The 19,249-nt window shown below is 38.0% G+C and carries 17 protein-coding genes and 1 pseudogene; 11 read left to right on the top strand and 7 right to left on the bottom strand.

Annotation, left to right across the window (positions count from 1 at the left end; all coding sequences use genetic code 11):
- Positions 1–41: 41 nt before the first annotated feature.
- The 6 genes from trpB (at position 42) to odhB (ending at position 8,593) form a co-directional block, all read left to right on the top strand.
- Positions 42–1,226 carry a tryptophan synthase subunit beta gene (gene trpB, locus M5A78_RS07440; protein ID WP_248734674.1) on the top strand — a complete coding sequence of 395 codons (1,185 nt, stop codon included), beginning with the start codon at positions 42–44 and terminating at the stop codon, positions 1,224–1,226.
- Positions 1,201–1,980: a tryptophan synthase subunit alpha gene (gene trpA / locus M5A78_RS07435; protein WP_248734649.1), complete on the top strand. Its 780-nt coding sequence runs from the start codon at positions 1,201–1,203 to the stop codon at positions 1,978–1,980. The genes trpB and trpA overlap by 26 nt, the downstream gene beginning before the upstream one ends.
- A 169-nt stretch (positions 1,981–2,149) precedes the next feature.
- Positions 2,150–2,725 carry a hypothetical protein gene (locus M5A78_RS07430; protein WP_248734648.1) on the top strand — a complete coding sequence of 192 codons (576 nt, stop codon included), beginning with the start codon at positions 2,150–2,152 and terminating at the stop codon, positions 2,723–2,725.
- 233 nt (positions 2,726–2,958) lie between these two features.
- On the top strand, positions 2,959–4,032 hold the full coding sequence (mnmH, locus tag M5A78_RS07425) for a tRNA 2-selenouridine(34) synthase MnmH (protein WP_248734647.1): 1,074 nt from the start codon (positions 2,959–2,961) through the stop codon (positions 4,030–4,032).
- Positions 4,033–4,481: 449 nt separating this feature from the next.
- Positions 4,482–7,322, top strand: coding sequence for a 2-oxoglutarate dehydrogenase E1 component (locus M5A78_RS07420; protein WP_248734646.1), 2,841 nt, complete (start codon positions 4,482–4,484; stop codon positions 7,320–7,322).
- A 2-nt stretch (positions 7,323–7,324) separates the two neighbouring features.
- Positions 7,325–8,593, top strand: coding sequence for a 2-oxoglutarate dehydrogenase complex dihydrolipoyllysine-residue succinyltransferase (odhB, locus tag M5A78_RS07415; RefSeq protein WP_248734645.1), 1,269 nt, complete (start codon positions 7,325–7,327; stop codon positions 8,591–8,593).
- A gap of 80 nt (positions 8,594–8,673) precedes the next feature.
- Here odhB and sda read toward each other — a convergent pair whose 3' ends face one another.
- On the bottom strand, positions 8,674–8,799 hold the full coding sequence (gene sda / locus M5A78_RS07410; protein WP_396954580.1) for a sporulation histidine kinase inhibitor Sda: 126 nt from the start codon (positions 8,797–8,799) through the stop codon (positions 8,674–8,676).
- A 236-nt stretch (positions 8,800–9,035) separates the two neighbouring features.
- On the opposite strand from sda, the gene M5A78_RS07405 reads away from it, so the two are divergent.
- The 3 genes from M5A78_RS07405 (at position 9,036) to M5A78_RS07395 (ending at position 11,625) form a co-directional block, all read left to right on the top strand.
- Entirely contained in the window at positions 9,036–10,679 is a 1,644-nt protein-coding gene (locus tag M5A78_RS07405; RefSeq protein ID WP_248734643.1) for an AMP-binding protein, read from the top strand.
- Positions 10,680–10,775: 96 nt separating this feature from the next.
- Positions 10,776–10,979 carry a DUF6501 family protein gene (locus tag M5A78_RS07400; RefSeq protein WP_248734642.1) on the top strand — a complete coding sequence of 68 codons (204 nt, stop codon included), beginning with the start codon at positions 10,776–10,778 and terminating at the stop codon, positions 10,977–10,979.
- 58 nt (positions 10,980–11,037) lie between these two features.
- Positions 11,038–11,625 carry a GNAT family N-acetyltransferase gene (locus tag M5A78_RS07395; protein ID WP_248734673.1) on the top strand — a complete coding sequence of 196 codons (588 nt, stop codon included), beginning with the start codon at positions 11,038–11,040 and terminating at the stop codon, positions 11,623–11,625.
- 51 nt (positions 11,626–11,676) lie between these two features.
- Here the strand turns inward: M5A78_RS07395 and M5A78_RS07390 are convergent, their stop codons facing one another.
- Positions 11,677–12,267, bottom strand: coding sequence for a YhcN/YlaJ family sporulation lipoprotein (locus tag M5A78_RS07390; protein ID WP_248734641.1), 591 nt, complete (start codon positions 12,265–12,267; stop codon positions 11,677–11,679).
- 140 nt (positions 12,268–12,407) lie between these two features.
- Between M5A78_RS07390 and crcB (M5A78_RS07385) the strand changes: the two genes are divergently transcribed.
- A complete protein-coding gene (gene crcB, locus M5A78_RS07385) occupies positions 12,408–12,803 on the top strand; it encodes a fluoride efflux transporter CrcB (RefSeq protein WP_248734640.1) in 396 nt (131 codons plus the stop codon).
- Positions 12,800–13,159, top strand: coding sequence for a fluoride efflux transporter CrcB (gene crcB, locus M5A78_RS07380; protein ID WP_248734639.1), 360 nt, complete (start codon positions 12,800–12,802; stop codon positions 13,157–13,159). The genes crcB (M5A78_RS07385) and crcB (M5A78_RS07380) overlap by 4 nt, the downstream gene beginning before the upstream one ends.
- Before the next feature lie 106 nt (positions 13,160–13,265).
- On the opposite strand, the gene yidC is transcribed toward crcB (M5A78_RS07380), so the two are convergent.
- The 5 genes and pseudogenes from yidC to M5A78_RS07355 all read right to left on the bottom strand — a co-directional run bounded on the left by yidC (position 13,266) and on the right by M5A78_RS07355 (position 19,215).
- Entirely contained in the window at positions 13,266–14,057 is a 792-nt protein-coding gene (gene yidC, locus M5A78_RS07375; RefSeq protein WP_248734638.1) for a membrane protein insertase YidC, read from the bottom strand.
- Positions 14,058–14,561: 504 nt separating this feature from the next.
- Positions 14,562–15,299 (bottom strand): pyruvate formate-lyase-activating protein, encoded by a 738-nt coding sequence (gene pflA / locus M5A78_RS07370; protein WP_248734637.1) that lies wholly within the window; start codon positions 15,297–15,299, stop codon positions 14,562–14,564.
- A 64-nt stretch (positions 15,300–15,363) separates the two neighbouring features.
- Positions 15,364–17,589, bottom strand: a complete 2,226-nt coding sequence (gene pflB / locus M5A78_RS07365) for a formate C-acetyltransferase (protein WP_248734636.1) — start codon at positions 17,587–17,589, stop codon at positions 15,364–15,366.
- A 578-nt stretch (positions 17,590–18,167) separates the two neighbouring features.
- Positions 18,168–18,431 (bottom strand): annotated as a pseudogene (locus M5A78_RS07360) (transposase); the annotation flags it as partial.
- A gap of 331 nt (positions 18,432–18,762) precedes the next feature.
- Positions 18,763–19,215, bottom strand: a complete 453-nt coding sequence (locus tag M5A78_RS07355; protein WP_248734635.1) for a cupredoxin domain-containing protein — start codon at positions 19,213–19,215, stop codon at positions 18,763–18,765.
- Positions 19,216–19,249 lie beyond the last annotated feature (34 nt).

The raw sequence follows: 19,249 nt of genomic DNA, 5'->3' as shown, positions 1-19,249 counted from the left end.
TGAAAACATATACATTACCAAATGAAAAAGGTCATTTTGGCATGTTCGGCGGACGATTTGTTCCTGAAACATTGATGAAGGCTATATTGGAATTGGAGCAGGAGTATGAAAATGCCAAAAAGGATTTTAACTTTCATACAGAGAAAGATAGATTATTAAAAGAATATGTTGGCAGGGAAACCCCGTTATATTTGGCAGAAAACCTTAGTAAGTATGCCGGTGGAGCGAATATATACCTTAAAAGAGAAGATTTAAATCACACGGGTGCTCATAAAATCAACAATGCTATTGGTCAAGCGCTTTTAGCTGTTCGAATGGGAAAAAGGAAAATTGTTGCTGAAACTGGAGCTGGGCAGCATGGGGTTGCCACAGCCACTGTTTGTGCCCTTTTAAACCTTGATTGCATCATTTTTATGGGAGAGGAAGACATTAAACGACAAGCACTAAATGTATTTCGGATGGAATTGCTCGGTGCTACGGTCGTCAGTGTTTCATCAGGAAGTGCGACCTTAAAGGATGCAGTCAACGAAGCTCTCAGGTACTGGGTGGCTAATGTGGATGATACCCACTATTTATTGGGTTCTGTTATGGGTCCACACCCTTTCCCCACAATGGTAAGAGATTTTCAAAGTGTCATTGGTAAGGAAACAAAAGAAGAATTTATACTGCGAAATGGATGTCTTCCTGACGCAATTGTGGCCTGTATTGGTGGAGGGAGCAATGCAATGGGAATCTTCTATCCCTTTATTAAGGATAAATCTGTCAGCTTATATGGTGTGGAAGCAGCTGGACAGGGCATTGATACGAATTTTCATGCTGCTTCGCTGACTAAGGGGAAGCCGGGAGTTTTACATGGGTCCTTAATGTATTTGCTACAAAATGATGATGGGCAAATTCAAGAAGCCCATTCGATATCAGCCGGACTTGATTATCCAGGAGTAGGACCCGAGCATAGCTACTTAAAGGACAGCAGCCGGGCAAAATACTATGCAATTACGGATGATGAAGCACTTGAGAGCTTTCAGCTTTTATCAAGGTTGGAAGGAATCATACCAGCGCTTGAAAGTGCTCATGCCATCGCTTTTGCAGTAAAATTGGCTTCTGAAATGGAAGAAACTCAAAATATAGTGGTATGTTTGTCGGGCCGTGGTGATAAAGATGTAGATGCTGTGAAAACAAGAATGGAGAAGGGGAAAGAAAATGAATCGTTTGGAACAATCCTTTGAATTACTAAATGAAAACGATGGTAAAGCCTTTGTCCCCTACCTAATGGCAGGGGATGGCGGTTTAGAGTGCTTGGTAGACAGGTTGCTGCTCCTAGAAAAATTCGGAGCGACTGCCATTGAAGTCGGAGTTCCTTTCTCGGATCCAGTTGCTGATGGCCCAATTATTCAAAACGCAGGGATTAGGGCACTTAAAAGTAGAACAACATTAAAGGGAATAATAACTGAACTAGCAAAAGCACGAGAGCTCGTTACGATTCCAATTATCCTTATGACCTACCTAAATCCAATTTATGCTTACGGGATTGGAGCCTTCGTTCAAGATATTCAAAATGCTGGGGTGGACGGCTGCATTATTCCTGACCTGCCGATTGAAGAGGAGGATATGCTAGTCCCCCAGCTTGCGGAAGCGCAAATTGAATTAATTCGTCTTGTTACACCTGCAACACCACTTGAAAGAATTAAACAGATAGCAGGCAGAGGAAAAGGGTTTTTATACATGGTTACAGTTAAAGGGATAACAGGAACGAGAAACTTGTTCCAGCATGACTTAAATCAATTTTTAAGAGCAGTAAAAGAGTTAAGTCCCATTCCAGTTTTAGCGGGTTTTGGGATTTCTAGTCAAGAACAAATAAACGAACTGACCAAATATTGTGATGGAGTAGTAGTCGGCAGTAGAATTGTCGAATTATTTGAAAAAAATAACCTCAGCGAAATGGAAATATTAATGTCGATATTCAACAAGAATCATAAATAATATAGATCAAAAGTCTGCTTCTTTTCTTAGGAGTAGACTTTTCACCTTCTAAGTGTCATTTGTTACAGCAGGGAATGGCTTTCTTTAATATAATTTAGGTTGTTGAAACTAATTTTAGAAGCAAGTATTATAAAAAAACTAAACAGCTTAATTATAAGGATGAGGAGTTATGAGGGTTTATGAAACGATACTTTCGATTTTAGAAAAAAATGGACCATTACCCATTCCAGAAATTTGCTATGAAGTAAATCAAGTCCTTACATCACATCGAGAAAAACCAATCCTTCCTTCACATATTAAATCGATTGTCACAAGAAAAAAGGATTTATTTCATGTAAACAGAGGCAGCATTTCTATTCATCCAGATAAATATCCATTCTCATTAATTGCCACTCAAGAAGGTTTCGGAAGAATATCTTATCAAGTCCGTGTTAATTTTGTGAAAAATAACTTTGCTTCGTTAGAATGGAAAAATCAAGATGATTGTCACCCATTTTCAACTATTCATCCAGCTAATTCAGGCAATTTAGAGGATTTCAAAAGAGAGCTTTATACGGTGAATATTTGGGATTGGGAACCCTCTTACCGGAAAGAGGATGGAATAATCCTTGATGGGAATTACTGGTCATTAAAGTTGAAAACGATGGGAAAGATCTACCAAAGCGAAGGAATCGAATGCTTTCCACCTAATTGGGAGAAGTTTTGCACTGCGGTGGAAAAGTTAACCGGAACCCCGTTTCGCTAAAAAACTGCTAAATACTTCAATGTAAATTTTCAACTTCTTGCTAGCTTCAATTATCTCCTTTATAATAGAACTATATTCTTAAAGAAAATCTCTTTCAAAAAAGCGCAAGAAAGTATTTTTTCATGATGAGATGAACTTCGTTTGAAACTTCCCACTTGCGGAAGTTTTGTTTGTTTATTAATAGAATTTTACCACTTGCGGCAATTATTATTTTATCTAGGGGCGTAGTTTATATGAAGGAAATTACTGTTGATGAACTTTTCATGTTAAAAGATCCGATAATCATTGATATACGCTCACCGATTGAATTTGAGGATGGAGCTATTCCTGGAGCAATCAATGTTCCACTATTTTCAAATGAAGAACGTCAAGAAATAGGAACGATATACAAACATGAAGGAAATTCTGCGGCGAAATGGCGGGCTATGGAACTGGTTTCTCCGAAAATTCCCCATTTACTATCGATAATTAAATCCTACCAGGCTAAAGGAGAGATAGTTATTCATTGTTGGCGTGGTGGCATGCGCAGCAAAGCAGTTATAACCTTTTTGGAATTTTCGGGCATTTTCGCTTGGCGATTAATCGGCGGCTATAAAGCATACCGTCATTATATTCTTGAAAAGTTACCATCTCTGCTTCCAAGTAAAGCAATCGTGCTGCACGGAATGACAGGTGTTGGGAAAACTGAGGTGTTAAAGTTACTGAAAAAGAAGGGCTATCCAATCTTGGACCTTGAGGAAATGGCGGGACACAGAGGTTCAATTTTCGGGACAATTGGTCTTAGTAATGGTCATAACCAAAAAACATTTGACTCCCTTCTATTTAAAGGGCTTCAAGAAATCCAAGGAGCAGATTATTTTCTTGTCGAGGCTGAAAGCAAACGAATTGGCAAAGCGGTTCAGCCTGAGAAATTAATGGATATTAAATTTAAAGGTACTAATATTTATATTCACTCCCCACTTGAACAACGGGTTATTCAGCTTATTTCTGAATATGTAAAACCATATGAGCAAGAGGGATGGTATTACGATAAAATCTCCGATGGGATCGAAAAGGTATTAAGACGTGTGAAAGATAGTGAAGTAAGAAAAAGTCTAATTGAATCGCTGCATGTGAAGGATTATCAAGAAATGATAAAAATTTTACTTGAACACTATTATGACCCACGTTATGACCATGCTAGACAAGAGTATAAAGAGGATTTTTTTGACATTCATGCTGATAACCCTTTTGATGCTGCCGAAAAAATTGCCAATTTACTTAATGAGTTATCCATTCATCCAAATTTCGCATTAAAAAACTATTGAATAGGACGATGTTCAATAAAAAGGAAAAACACACATCATTTTGATGTGTGTTTTTCCTTTTTAAGGGAATTCTCATTTATTTCTCATTTTCTGCACTTTTTTTTTATTAGGAAATTTTTTGTGCCTAAATAACACACACTAAACAATATTCATTACATAAGAATATATTGATTTTAGTCAATTTCAGGTTCGTTTTATATGAAAAAGAGGCGAAGCGTCGCAAAAACGACTCAGTATATCCAATATAACTGAAAAATATCCATTTTTGACAGCGAATTAGGTGAAGCCTAGCTTTGCTTACACCGCCATTATTAAGTTAACTAGGAATTTGAAAATGAAGCGAAGTTCCATAAAAGATGGTGAAGTGAGAGGTCATTTACGTTCTTTTAAAATGGTAGCAGTAATTATGGTTGTTGTCATAATACATATGGTGTAAGGAGGATTGAAGCATGAACAGTCCAAATGAAGATAAAAAAGCTTTTTTTGATGGTTTTTTCGGTCCGAATCTCGGTTATTTGATTGACCAATTTGAAAGATATAAACAGGATCCAACTGCGGTTGAACAGGAATTAAGTTTATTTTTTGAGGAAATAAATGAAGCGGATTTGTCAGATTTGAATCATCCCATTCCTGTTGTTACAGCACTACAGCCTGATCAGCATGAAAAAATAATTGCAGCTGTAAAACTTACTGAAAATATTCGCACTTATGGACACCTAGCTGCCGATATTTATCCCTTGGGGAATAAAAAACCCGATTTATCGCATCTAGAACTAAAAAGTTATCGTCTTAGTATGGAGGATTTAAAGCAGCTCCCTGCCGAGATTATTACCCAAAATGGAGCATCGTCATTTCAAACAGCTCTCGAAGCTTACCAATATTTAAAAGAAATCTACACCAAAACAATTGCGTATGAATTTGATCATGTCCATGATGCTAACGAGAAAAATTGGTTGATTGAAAGAATTGAAGGAAACAGGTTTCAAACCTCATATAACAAGGAGAAAAAGCTAAATATCTTAAAAAGACTTTACGAAGTCGAAGAGTTTGAAAGGTTTCTTCATAAAACCTTTGTTGGTCAAAAGCGATTTTCCATTGAAGGACTTGATGTAATGGTACCTGTCATTGATGAGATTATTTCAGAAGCGGTCGAGGACGGCGCGGAATTTATAAACATTGGGATGGCTCACAGAGGGCGGCTGAATGTTCTCGCCCATGTCCTTGGAAAACCATATGAAATGATTTTTGCAGAATTTCAGCATGCCCCAAATAAAGAACTCGTTCCATCCGAAGGATCGATTGGTATTAATTTTGGGTGGACAGGAGATGTCAAATATCACTTAGGATTGAACAGGCAGTTAACCGCAAATAATACTGCAAGAGCAAAGGTTACCTTGGCAAATAATCCGAGCCACCTTGAATATGTTGGTACTGTTGTTGAAGGGTTTACACGTGCTGCTCAGGATAATAGGAGCAAGCCTGGATATCCGACTGAAAACTTTAAAACTGCACTTTCTATATTAATTCATGGTGATGCCGCTTTTCCCGGTGAAGGAATCGTGGCTGAAACGTTAAATTTAAGCAGGCTTAGGGGATATCGTACCGGGGGAACCATTCATATTATTTCAAATAATACGATTGGCTTTACAACGGAATCGTGGGATTCACGTTCAACTAGGTATGCAAGTGATCTTGCAAAAGGTTATGAAATTCCCATCATCCATGTAAATGCTGACGATCCAGAGGCATGTATAGCAGTAGCTATTTTAGCGGCTGAATACCGCACGGTTTTTCAAAAGGATTTTCTTATTGACTTAGTAGGGTATCGCAGGTTTGGTCATAATGAGATGGATGAGCCAATGACAACAAGTCCACAAATGTATAAGCTTATTCAAAAACACCCAACGGTAAGAGAAATTTACGCAAAAAACCTTAAAATAGAGGGTATTGTAAATGATAGGCAGTTGTCCGAAATTCAAATAGAAATCCAGCAGCGACTTGTGGCTGCCATTCAAAAGGTTTCAACCCTGAAAAGAGAGCAGAAAGTTGAAATTCCTGAACCTCCTTCCTTCGATAAGAAATATAAATCGATTGGAACAAGGGTTTCCTTAGAAACTTTACAAAAGATAAACCAAGAGTTACTTCAATGGCCAAAAGAGTTTAACGTGTTTAATAAGCTTGAAAAAATATTAAGCAGACGCGCCGATGCCCTGAACGAATTGGGAAAAGTTGATTGGGCGTTAGCAGAGACACTTGCATTTGCAACGATTTTAGCGGACGGTACACCCATTCGGGTTTCAGGACAAGATAGTGAGCGCGGGACGTTTGCTCAAAGGAATCTAGTCCTGCACGATAGTGAAACAGGTGAACCCTTCGTTCCTTTGCATCATTTTTCTGAAGCAAAAGCATCATTTGGGATTTATAATAGCCCATTAACAGAAGCAGCTGTAGTTGGATTTGACTATGGTTATCATGTCTTTTCTCCAGAAACCTTAGTAATTTGGGAGGCCCAATATGGTGACTTTGCCAATGCCGCCCAAGTTATGTTTGATCAGTTTATCGCTGCGGGTAGGGCAAAATGGGGACAAAATTCAGGTCTTGTCTTGTTGCTCCCACATGGATATGAAGGGCAGGGGCCTGAACATTCGAGTGCAAGGTTAGAACGATTTTTACAATCAGCCGCCGAAAAAAATTGGAGGGTTGTCAATCTTACAAGCGCAGCCCAATACTTTCATTTACTAAGGCGGCAGGCAGCACAATTAACTAAGGAAGAGATTAGACCTCTTGTGATCATGTCACCCAAAAGCCTGTTACGTAATCCGCTTGTTTCTTCCTCAGCAATTGAACTGAGCGAAGGGGTATTTAGGCAGGTGATTGAACACTTTGCTTTTTCTAGAGAGAATGAGAAGGTAAAACGAATTGTTCTATGTACTGGGAAAATGGCAATTGACATTGCAGACCAACTTAACGAGGAAAGTGTTTTTGAATGGCTCCAGGTCATTAGGCTTGAAGAAATATATCCATTTCCAACAGAGGAAATTAAACACATTTTTGCAAAATATGAAAACATAAGCGAGGTCTTCTGGGTTCAGGAGGAGCCAAAAAATATGGGAGCCTGGAATTTTGTTGAACCTAGAATAAATGAACTTGTCCCAAAAGGAATTAGGGTTGAATATATCGGACGTCGTCGCCGCTCAAGCCCTGCGGAGGGAGAACCAAATGTTCATAAATTAATTCAAACTAAAATCCTTCAAGCGGCATTAACGAGGGTTGAAGAAGGGAGAAATTAATCATGTCTGATATATTAGTACCAGAATTAGCTGAATCGATTTCGGAAGGTACGATTGCAAAATGGCTAAAGAATGTGGGGGAATATGTAGAGAAAGGTGATTATCTAGTAGAGCTGGAAACCGATAAAGTAAATATAGAAATTATCTCTGACTTTGCTGGTATTCTTACAGAACAGAAATTTGCTGAAGGAGATACAGTCAGGGTAGGAGAGGCAATAGCTACAGTGAATGAAAGAGGGGAAAGTACTCGACCCGATATTGATTTTAAGCATGATGAATTACCTAAAACTGAAAATATCGAATCTTCCACAAAGAATGACAGTACCGATTCTAATTTTGATTTTCCACCAGCTCGAAAAAGGGAAGAAATAGGTCAGCATCCAATCGCATCTCCGGCAGCACGTCGTCTTGCAAGGGAAAAAGGACTGGATTTAAAGGATATACAGACAAGGGATCCATTAGGAAGAATTAGGAAACAGGATATCACTTCTTTCCAAACGGATAAAAATCAAAACCATCAGGCTGTGCCAAAGGTGGATCCAAAACGTGAAAGTGCTCTGGATAGTGAAAAACCAATCATCTTTGAACGTATGTCTAGACGCAGGCAAACCATTGCGAAACGGCTGGTAGAGGTTCAACAAACTGCGGCAATGTTGACGACTTTTAATGAAATTGATATGACAGCTGTAATGGATCTTCGGAAACGAAGAAAGGATCAATTTTTCGAAGAACATGACGTTAGACTAGGGTTTATGTCCTTTTTTACTAAGGCGGTTGTTGCCTCCTTGAAGAAATTTCCCTATTTAAACACAGAAATTCAGGGTGATGAGCTATTGGTCAAGAAATATTATGATATTGGTGTAGCGGTTTCAACTGAGGAAGGACTGGTGGTTCCTGTTGTCAGAGGTGCCGACCGTAAATCATTTGCCGAAATAGAAATGGATATTTTGCAGCTGGCAGATAAAGCGCGAACCAACAAATTAGCACTAAAAGATTTACAGGGTGGGACGTTTACGATAACAAATGGTGGGGTGTTTGGATCTTTACTTTCAACTCCAATCCTTAATGGTCCGCAGGTAGGTATCCTCGGAATGCATAAAATTCAACTTAGGCCAGTAGCGATTGATAAAGAGAAAATAGAAAACCGGCCAATGATGTATGTAGCTCTATCTTATGACCACCGAATTGTCGATGGGAAAGGGGCTGTTAGCTTTCTAAGTAAAATCAAAGATTTGCTTGAAGATCCGGAACATTTACTTCTTGAAGGTTAAAAAATTATAATTTAATTGTAAAAACCGCTGAATATTCTAGCTTCAGCGGTTTTTACATCTTAGTATGATTCAAAACGATGTTATTGATTTTTAAATGGTCTTAATCCACGACGTTGAATTTCATCCTTCAAAATCTTAATCCATTCCTTTTCCTTGCCAGTCTTTAATGCATCCCGATACGAAACAACCAACTGCTCGTTACTCATAATCTTCAATTTAAGAATGCCCTCCTTGGAAAATGGATTGAGTATTCAGTTTTGTTTATTGTAATGGTTTTCTGCTATTTTGAGAACCCTTAATTAACAAATAAAAAAAGATTCACACATTTTTCACATTTAGTAAATATATTTCAAAAATATTGAATATTTCCAAAAATATGATACCATTCTTTTATTAGCGTTTTATTTACCATTGATTATCCATATTTAAGGGGGATGAAAGATTGTCGACTTTATTAAATGTTACAATTGGTAAACTATTGGAAGAGAAATCAAAATTACACCCAGAACATGGAGCGGTGATTTATGCAGATCGCAACTTACGCTGGACTTATCGCGATTTTGATGATTATTGCCGAAAGGCTGCCAAAGGTTTTATGAAACTCGGAATAGAAAAAGGAGAACAGCTAGCTGTTTGGTCAACAAACATGCCTGAATGGCTGGTAACCCAATTTGCCACCGGAAAGATGGGGGCAGTTCTTGTAACAGTTAACACAAATTACCGTACAGCCGAACTCGAATTTTTATTAAAACAATCCGATTCAACCACCATCCTATTAATGGATGCTTGGAAGGATGCTTCCTATATCGAGATGATTTATGAAATTGTTCCAGAATTGAAGAATTCTGTACCAGGAAGACTAATAAGTCCGCGTTTACCTTTTCTTAAAAATGTAATTGTCCTAGGGGATAAAAAATATCCAGGAACCTATTCCTGGGATGACATAATCAAGCTTGGTGAAACAGTTGCAGATGAGGAGTTACATGAACGAATGGCGTCTCTTAATCCGGATGATGTCATTAATATGCAATATACTTCTGGAACAACTGGCTTTCCTAAAGGGGTTATGCTTACACATAACAATATTGTTAATAATGGTTTTAACATTGCGAACTGTATGAAGCTAACCCAAGTGGATAGGCTTTGTATTCCAGTGCCTTTTTTCCATTGTTTCGGCTGTGTTCTCGGAACGATGGCGTGCGTTTCCGTTGGTGCGACAATGGTTCCTGTACAAGAATTTAACCCCAAAAAAGTATTACAAACGGTACAGGATGAAAAATGTACCGGGCTTCACGGGGTTCCAACCATGTTTATTGCGGAATTAAATGATCCTGATTTTGAAAAATATGACCTATCCTCACTTAGAACAGGAATTATGGCTGGGTCGAATTGTCCAATTGAGGTAATGAAGGGCGTTATTGAAAAGATGGGAGCCGCTGAAATTACAATCGCATACGGACAAACTGAATCTTCTCCTGTTATTACACAAACGAGAACCGATGATCCGATTGAATTACGAGTGGAAACTGTGGGAAAGGCCTTGCCAAACGTGGAGGTGAAAATCGTTGAGCCGGGAACGACTAAGGAAGTGTCTCGTGGCGTTCAGGGAGAACTGTGTACCAGAGGTTACCATGTAATGAAAGGTTATTATAAAAATCAGGATGCAACCAGGGAAGCCATTGATGAAGATGGATGGCTTCATACTGGAGATTTAGCTGTAATGGACGAAAATGGTTATTGCAAAATAACCGGCCGTTTAAAAGATATGATAATCAGGGGAGGGGAAAATATTTATCCCCGTGAGATTGAAGAGTTTCTTTATTCTCATCCAAAAGTACTGGATATTCAAGTTATAGGTATCCCAAATGAAGTATACGGGGAAGAAGTGATGGCTTGGATTATTTTAAAAGAAGGAGAATCAGCTACTCCTAGCGAGATTAAGGATTTTTGTAAAGGGAAAATTTCCAAACATAAAATACCAAGCTATATTGAATTTATTAATTCTTATCCAATGACTGCTTCAGGGAAAATTCAAAAATTTCGTCTTAGAGAAAAAGCAACAGAATTAATAAAAAATCATGCTTAACTTATTAAAAGTCGAAGGAAATGATATTGTTGCGAAGTAATGGGTCAATTGATTATACTAGATATTGGACAATGACCGAAAGGAACGGTGGCAACAATGCTACATCTATCATGGCGTGATCGTGAAACACTTAAGAAAGTTAAATGTGTTCATACGGATGCAAAAAAATATCTTGTCAATAACGCTTTAACAGCTGGAAAAGTCTATGATGTGAAAAATGAAACAGAAGAATTTTATTACATTATCGATAATACTGGGAAAGTCGGCGGTTTTTACAAGGAATATTTCCAAGATGCTTAATTAAGAAGACTGTAAGGCATTGCCTACAGTCTTTTTTTTGAATAGGAGGATGATTGTGATGTTTTTGTGGAGCGAACCTTTTAAGTTACTGGGGAAATCAGTAAGATTAGAACCAATATGTACGGAGCACCTAGATGGCTTATGGGAAGCGGCTTTGCCGAATGAAATTTGGATGTATATGGCTACTAAAATAGGTACCAAAGACGACATGAAAAAAATGATCGACACAGCCATTAAAGAAAGAGAAAAAGGGACACAATATACCTTCACAGTGTTTAACAATCATAACATAATTATTGGCAGTACTCGATTTTTAGATATTTTTCCTGCCCAAAAAAGTGTGGAAATTGGCTGGACATGGTACCACCCTGATGTGTGGCGTACAAAAGTAAATACAGAATGTAAATTACTTTTATTAACCCATGCATTTGAAACATGGAATCTAACACGGGTCCAATTAAAGACAGACGAACGAAATCTTAGGTCACAAAAAGCTATTGCCCGCTTGGGTGCCGTTAAAGAAGGAACCCTGCGAAAAGACAGGATTATATCTGATGGATTTGCACGAGATACGGTTTATTATAGTATCCTTTGTGACGAATGGGGAATGGTGAAAAATGGTCTTATAATGAAACTGGAGGAATAAAGACAAAGCCTGGCAGAGGAGATACCAGGCATGGTTTTCTTATTCAAATTGTTATCTAGCAGTAGGAAATATTCTGCGGACGGTTTCTGAAAATTGGTTGAAGAAACCGGAAATCGGTTTGCCATTTCGGATATCCCCGGCATAAGTATTCATACGATCGTAAAAATCTGGGTTTGTAGAAACATATACATTATCGATATCTTTGTCCACTGATTTTACCTTCTGTGAGATCTTTTTTTCTATATCGGATGTCAGCTCATTTCGCGATGAACGATCCAATTTTGCAGCAACATACGCATTATTGTCAGTCACGATAATATTTGCACGATCTACTTCAGGTAAGTCAGCAACTCGATCAGCCGCTTCATCAGCTACTCTCATCTTGGACGTGTTGTTTCGGTTATTCCCAACATCAGTTTTATTGTTGTCCCGACGATTAAGATTTCGATCAAGTCCTGTGTCATTTACATCCACACCTGTAATGGCGGGACCTCCATTTATAGGTGTTTGATAATTGACCCTCGTCGGTTCAGTTACATTCCTATTTCGAGTTGCGACATCATTATTCACATTATTTCTGGCACAGCCAGTTAAATAAAAACTAAAAATGAGGGTTGCAGTAATGAATAAACTTTTCTTCATGTTGCTCTAACCACTCCTTTCACTTATTAATACAAGATTAGAATTCCACAATTAGAACAAAATATCCTTAATGACATAATGGATATTCAAGAAGATTCTGTTAAATCAGGTAAATTTTTATTGTTAGCGGAGTGATTATATTGGTATATTTCTATGTTGGATTAGGTGGGATAATTGGCAGTTTACTCCGTTATTCTTTAGCTATTATCGCTGTGGATTTTTGGGGGAAGGGCTTTCCTGTGGGGACACTGATCATTAATCTCAGCGGTGCATTTTTACTGGGCTGGATTACGACTCATTTTGTTTTTCCCAAAAAACTGCACCCCTATTTTTTAACAGCCTTGACAACTGGAGTCATAGGCTCCTATACAACCTTTTCAACGTTTTGTCTTGAAACGGTTCATCTTATAGAAGCGAATGAAGATATATTGGCACTATTGTACATATTGAGTAGTTTTCTAGGTGGACTCTTTTTTGTCAAATTAGGGTCGACTATTGGTGAGAAGGGAAAAAGAGAAATGAGGAGGACGACATGAGGGAAATGATTTTAGTTGCACTCGGTGGATTTTTTGGTGCAATAAGTCGATTTGCTTTAAGTAAGCAAATCCAGGAGCGTAATAAAACAAGCTTCCCTCTCGGAACGTTAAGCGTCAATTTAACAGGTGCATTTTTATTAGGCTTAATAACTGGTATGCAAATAAATAGCCGTCTCATTGCACTATTAGGAATTGGATTTATGGGAGCACTTACGACCTTTTCAACTTTGAACCTTGAATCAGAACAAATCAGGAAAGAAAAAAAATATCCTATTTTTTATGGATATTTATTCCTAAGTTATTTTTTAGGGATTATTTTAACTTTTTGTGGGCTGCTAATAGGGCGAAGGATATAAGAAAAGCGCAAGGCGCCTGGAGCTGGACATTTCTCGAAGTCCAATGTTATAAATTCTTATATTATAAAAAAGAAGCATCAAATCTGATGCTTCTTTTTAATACTAATTATTTTTGCTTTGCTTGAACAATTTCCGGTTTTTTAGTCTGATAAAGTTTTCGGCTAATCATCGTTTGCACGATTAAGAATATTCCTCCCACAACCCAATAAAGCGGTAGTGCTGCTGGAGCACTAAAGGAAAACATGACAATCATTAATGGGGAAAGTAATCCCATGAATTTCATTTGTTGTTGCTGAGCAGATGGCATGTTGGATTGTGAAACTTTAAATTGAAAGTAATATATCAGCCCGGCGATAATAGTAATTATGATATCAGGGTGACCAAGGCTAAACCACAAAAATTGATGTTGAGCAATTTCCTTTGAACTCCGAATAGCATAATAGAAGGCTGTCAAAATAGGCATCTGAATCAAGATAGGTAAACATCCCATATTCAGCGGGTTTACACCATGCTTTTGATAAAGTCCCATCATTTCTGCTTGAAGCTCTTGTTTTTTCTTTGGATCTTTTTCAGCCTTCATTTTCTTTTGAATCGTGTCCATTTCAGGTTTCAAAACATCCATTTTTTCCTTCATAGCCATTTGATTTTTATATTGTTTTAACATTAGAGGCATCAAGATAAGCCTAATAACAATGGTAACAATAATAATAGCCAGTCCATAGTTTCCATGGAGCAGGTCGGCTACTGTTTTGATAATAGTTGAAAAGGTATTTACGAAATAATGTTGGAAAAACCCATCGCTTTTACCACTTTGTCCCTGTGATGAACAAGCTGATAGAACTAAAGTTGTAAAGGCTAAAAGTGCGATAATTATTAATGAAGAACGTTTCTTTTTCATGTTTCCTCCTAAAATGTAGATGTAGATTTTTTTTAAGTAAGCTGGAGGGAAACGGGTTCTTCGGAATCATCCTGAGAATATTGCTTTTTTCGAATATATTTAACAATTCTGATGAGAATAAAGCTGCCATTTAAAGTGCTTTTTTTCTTGTAAAAAAACAATGGATGAATAATTTTTGTATTTGCAGGATTTGACAGTGATCCAAAAAATGAATATTCCACACCCCAAGCCAATAAAAATTTCAGTATTAATCCTAAGTAAATACTGACATAAAGGGCATTTAAGGTATTAATATCCGAGTTATCGATGAGTATCTGAAACAAAAATTATCACCTCGCTTGTTTAACCAATGATAAGAGTATATCTGAGAATAGCTAAATAATCAATTTAAACCAAGCAAAAATACCAGTGTTTGAAAACTTTACTAAAAATCTATTAGGATAATAATATAAAACACCGGTTCACTTTGGAATCGGTGCTGATTAAAAGCTATTTTTCAATTAATTATTTTTGCCAATGGGCAGTTAGCAACTGATAAGCAAATTCAACTTTTTCTTCGGTTGGCGGCTCGACATGTTTTAGTGGGTATTCATGACCAAGCGCTTCCCATTTATAGACTCCAAGCTTATGGTAGGGGAGTATTTCAATCTTATTAACATTTTCAAGTGTTCCGATGAATTCCCCAAGTTTTTGCAGATCTTCTGGGTCATCTGTAACCGTTGGGACTAATACATGTCGGACCCAAATAGGGACTTTCCTATCTGATAAAAATTTTGCGAAATCAAGAATGTGGTCATTTGCCATTCCTGTTAGTTGAATATGTTTTTTTCGATTGATATGTTTTAAATCCAGCAGGACTAAGTCAGTATACTGCAATAGCTCTTCAAGCTGTTCAATGAAAAGCTTGGAATGTGAGAAACAGCCGCCAGAGGAATCGATGGTTGTATGAATCCCTTTTTGTTTACATTCCTTGAAAAGGTCCGTTAGGAAAGGAATTTGTAGTAAAGGTTCACCGCCACTCACCGTAATACCGCCACCAGAAGCTTGAATGAAAGGAAGATAACTCATCAAATCATCCATGATTTCGGAAACAGTCATTTGTTTTCCTGAGCCGATTTCCCAGGTATCAGCATTATGGCAAAACTGGCAGCGTAACAGGCAGCCTTGTGTAAAAATGACATAACGAATCCCTGGTCCGTCCACCGTTCCTAATGTTTCAATAGAATGAATATTTCCGTTCATGGTGATAATCCCCTTTCATAATAAGGGGGACTCCTTTTAAAAAGAGGAGCCCCAAGAATTCTAATTACAATGACTCATGGAAAGTCCGATTAATAACATCAAGCTGTTGTTCTTTCGATAACTTAATGAAGTTTACTGCATAGCCAGAAACACGAATGGTTAATTGAGGATATAGTTCTGGATGCTCCATTGCGTCAATTAGTGTTTCTCTGTTAAAGACGTTTACATTAAGATGATGTCCTGTTTTAATGGCATAGCCATCCAAAATGGAGACTAAATTACGAATTTGGCTTTCCTCTTCTTTTCCAAGTGCTTTTGGAACGATGGAGAAGGTATTTGAAATTCCGTCCATTGCGTAACTATATGGAAGCTTTGCAACAGATGATAAGGAAGCCAACGTTCCTTTTGTATCACGTCCGTGCATTGGGTTTGCACCTGGTGCAAATGGTTCTCCAGTGCGGCGTCCGTCAGGTGTATTTCCGGTTTTCTTGCCGTAAACCACGTTTGAAGTGATGGTTAAAATAGATAAAGTGTGTACAGAATTACGGTAAGTTACATGTTTGCGAAGCTTCTTCATAAAGGTTTTTACAATTCCGACGGCAATGCTGTCAACGCGGTCATCGTTGTTCCCGTATTTAGGATAGTCGCCGCTTGTTTTAAAGTCTACAGCTAAACCATTTTCATCGCGGATTACTTTTACTTCGCCATATTTAATCGCACTTAGGGAGTCAGCGACAACACTTAGTCCTGCAATTCCTGTTGCCATTGTGCGAAGTATCGTTGTATCATGTAAGGCCATTTCAATTCTTTCGTAGCTATATTTATCGTGCATGAAATGAATAACATTCAAGGTGTTAATGTATAGACCTGCCAGCCATTCCATCATTTTATCGAATTTTTCCATTACTTCATCGTAATTTAAAACTTCAGATGTAATGGGTTGATACTGTGGTCCAACTTGAATTTTTAATTTCTCATCGACACCACCGTTGATCGAATAGAGTAGGGCTTTTGCAAGGTTCGCACGAGCACCGAAGAACTGCATTTGCTTGCCGATTTCCATCGCGGATACACAGCAGGCAATTCCGTAGTCATCTCCATACTCAGGGCGCATGATGTCGTCGTTTTCGTATTGAATTGAACTTGTTTTGATTGACATTTTTGCACAATAGTTCTTAAAGTTTTCAGGCAGCTGTGGTGACCATAGAACAGTTAGATTAGGTTCTGGTGCTGGACCTAAGTTATCTAATGTATGAAGGAAACGGAAAGAGTTCTTAGTTACAAGAGAACGTCCGTCCAAAGCCATACCACCGATTGACTCTGTTACCCATGTTGGGTCACCACTAAATAATTCATTATAATCCGGTGTACGGGCAAACTTCACTAGACGAAGCTTCATGACAAAGTGGTCTACGATTTCTTGTGCTCCAGTTTCGGTAATTGTACCATTTTTTAAATCTCTTTCGATATAAATATCTAGGAAGGTAGATACACGTCCAAGGCTCATTGCTGCCCCGTTTTGCTCTTTAATGGCTGCCAAATATCCTAAGTATAACCATTGGAATGCTTCTTGGGCAGTAACGGCAGGTCGGGAAATATCAAATCCATAGCTAGTGCCTAGTTCTTTCAATTCTTTTAGAGCACGAATTTGTTCAGCAATCTCTTCACGTAAGCGGATATTATCTTCAGTCATGACCTTGCTGGTATTCTTTAGATCCTGTTGTTTTTCTTTAATTAAGAAATCTACACCGTATAAGGCAACACGGCGATAGTCCCCAATTATGCGACCGCGGCCATACGCATCAGGAAGTCCCGTAATAATCGCTGCTTTACGAGCAAGCATCATTTCATCAGTATAGGCATCGAATACACCTTGATTGTGTGTTTTTCGGAAGTCAGTGAAAATTTTTTCGATTTCAGGGTTTAATTCGTAACCATAAGCTTCACAAGCTGCTTTAGCCATTCGAATTCCACCAAAAGGCTGCATAGAACGATTAAAAGGTTTATCTGTTTGCACACCAACCACTTTTTCAAGGTCCTCATTTAGATATCCTGGTCCATGTGATGTAATTGTTGAAACGGTTTCTGTGTCCATATCAAAGACACCGCCATTTTCACGTTCTTGCGCTGTAAGTTCCATTACCTGTTTCCAAAGCTTATTTGTGGCATCTGTTGCACTAGCTAAGAAGGAGTCGTCTCCTTCAAATGGAATGTAGTTGTTTAAGATGAAATCGCGAACATTAACTTCCTTTGTCCAAGTCCCTTTTGTAAATCCTTGCCATTGTTCCATTATTTTTCACCTCTTAAGTTTTTTGAAAAATATATAACAGTTGAGATATCTTTAACCTAAATTCAGTATAACAGATTGTATGTGAAATATGTAACATGAAATTGAGTGTAATTGTTAAGATATTGTGAAGTGTTGGTATTTATGTGTTTATTGACTGTTTTATTCGAATTTTCTTTGAGTGAACTAGTTTGTCTTTTTAAACTGTATTATAAAAATACAAGCATATTATACATCTGTTATATAAGAAGAATACAATAGTATCAACGTATTAATAGTGAAAACTAATGAAACACCATCTATAAAACATTGAAAGAAGCAGAAGAATTTCTTCTGCTCAGATTGTCGAGAAAGGGTATATTTCTCGGCAATTTTTTATTAATGGATTGGCCCTGCTAACTGGCCTGTTGATTTCCGCTCCGGGCACTCGCTTTCCGCGGGGAGGTCCGGGAGCCTGCGGGGTCTCCCGTGACCTCTCTATCCCGCAGGAGTCGAGTGCCCTCCGCTCCAATCAACAGGGTGGCAAATCAACGTAAAGAGTTGCAACACACTTTTTCTAACCTGGCTAAGTGATCCTTGAATAAACCTAAACACCAACTATAGGCAACATTCATTCGTATTTCTCTTTCTAGTTGTCGCTCAGAACGAATACCGTAAAGATAACCAATAAAGATCATTTTAAACAAAATTAGGGGATCAGATGGGCGACCGTTATCATCACTATAATAAGGGAGAACTTTTTCAAGAAGAAACGAAAAATCAATATATTTACCAATCAAACGAAGGAGGTGATCATCAGGAACTAATTCATCAATAGACACAAATTCATATTCACTTTGGAAGATTCTCTTGGTTTAAACATAGATTTCCACCACTTATTTTTTTATTTTTTTGGTTGTGTGTGGACATTATTAAATTTGCACCTGTTGATTGGAGCGGAAGGCGCGAAGACTCCTGCGGGAGTACGGGGCCGGGGAGGCCCCACAGGCGCGCATTAGCGCCGAGGAGGCTCCCCGGCACGCCCGCGGAAAGCGAAGCGCCTGGAGCGCAAATCAACAGACATGTTGCATAAATAATATTATAATAAATTAACGCGGTGAAATGTTAAAGTGACATAAAAAAATAAAGGCTGTCGAAGGTTTTTCGATAGCCTGAGCAGAGGAAATTCTTCTGCTTCTAATTGACTACAATATCAGCAATCATCGGCCCATTATGGGCTCGGTCCGAATGTGCCTCACAGATCAACCGATAAGTTCCCTGTTTATCGAATTTAAGCGGAACAATGGTTTCTTCCCCTTTTTTTACTGTTCCCTTAATTTTAGTGCCTTCTATATAAAAAGGATGTTTTTCCCCGTTAATCCCACTAATAAACAATTTTACCTTTTCGCCCTGTTTCAAGGAGATTGATCCAGGATCCCAACGGTATGCCTCTATTTCCTTGCCATTTTTCATTTTGCTCTTGAATTCTACTGTAACCATATGAATCTCACGGATTGACGTATCCGATTGTTGATTAAATACCGTTTTATCACCTGCTTTTAACATAAACCATGCTGAGATACTTGCAAGCACTACCCCTACAGCTAAAAAGAAAAGCAATGTTTCTTTTTTAAAGACTAAGAACTTCATTAAATAACCTCCTCGTAAATTTGTCCTATTTAAT

The organism is Neobacillus rhizosphaerae (assembly GCF_937468385.1).
In the GTDB taxonomy this organism is placed as follows: domain Bacteria; phylum Bacillota; class Bacilli; order Bacillales; family Cytobacillaceae; genus Neobacillus; species Neobacillus rhizosphaerae.
This window is presented reverse-complemented; position numbering and strand designations above follow the sequence as displayed.

Excerpts from the sequence above, each read along its gene's own strand:
- trpB (WP_248734674.1), top strand. The coding sequence starts at position 42 with ATGTTCGGCGGACGATTTGTTCCTGAAACATTGATGAAGGCTATATTG.
- trpA (WP_248734649.1), top strand. The coding sequence starts at position 1,201 with ATGAATCGTTTGGAACAATCCTTTGAATTACTAAATGAAAACGATGGT.
- M5A78_RS07430 (WP_248734648.1), top strand. The coding sequence starts at position 2,150 with ATGAGGGTTTATGAAACGATACTTTCGATTTTAGAAAAAAATGGACCA.
- mnmH (WP_248734647.1), top strand. The coding sequence starts at position 2,959 with ATGAAGGAAATTACTGTTGATGAACTTTTCATGTTAAAAGATCCGATA.
- M5A78_RS07420 (WP_248734646.1), top strand. The coding sequence starts at position 4,482 with ATGAACAGTCCAAATGAAGATAAAAAAGCTTTTTTTGATGGTTTTTTC.
- odhB (WP_248734645.1), top strand. The coding sequence starts at position 7,325 with ATGTCTGATATATTAGTACCAGAATTAGCTGAATCGATTTCGGAAGGT.
- sda (WP_396954580.1), bottom strand. The coding sequence starts at position 8,799 with ATGAGTAACGAGCAGTTGGTTGTTTCGTATCGGGATGCATTAAAGACT.
- M5A78_RS07400 (WP_248734642.1), top strand. The coding sequence starts at position 10,776 with ATGCTACATCTATCATGGCGTGATCGTGAAACACTTAAGAAAGTTAAA.
- M5A78_RS07395 (WP_248734673.1), top strand. The coding sequence starts at position 11,038 with ATGTTTTTGTGGAGCGAACCTTTTAAGTTACTGGGGAAATCAGTAAGA.
- M5A78_RS07390 (WP_248734641.1), bottom strand. The coding sequence starts at position 12,267 with ATGAAGAAAAGTTTATTCATTACTGCAACCCTCATTTTTAGTTTTTAT.
- crcB (WP_248734639.1), top strand. The coding sequence starts at position 12,800 with ATGAGGGAAATGATTTTAGTTGCACTCGGTGGATTTTTTGGTGCAATA.
- yidC (WP_248734638.1), bottom strand. The coding sequence starts at position 14,057 with ATGAAAAAGAAACGTTCTTCATTAATAATTATCGCACTTTTAGCCTTT.
- pflA (WP_248734637.1), bottom strand. The coding sequence starts at position 15,299 with ATGAACGGAAATATTCATTCTATTGAAACATTAGGAACGGTGGACGGA.
- pflB (WP_248734636.1), bottom strand. The coding sequence starts at position 17,589 with ATGGAACAATGGCAAGGATTTACAAAAGGGACTTGGACAAAGGAAGTT.
- M5A78_RS07355 (WP_248734635.1), bottom strand. The coding sequence starts at position 19,215 with ATGAAGTTCTTAGTCTTTAAAAAAGAAACATTGCTTTTCTTTTTAGCT.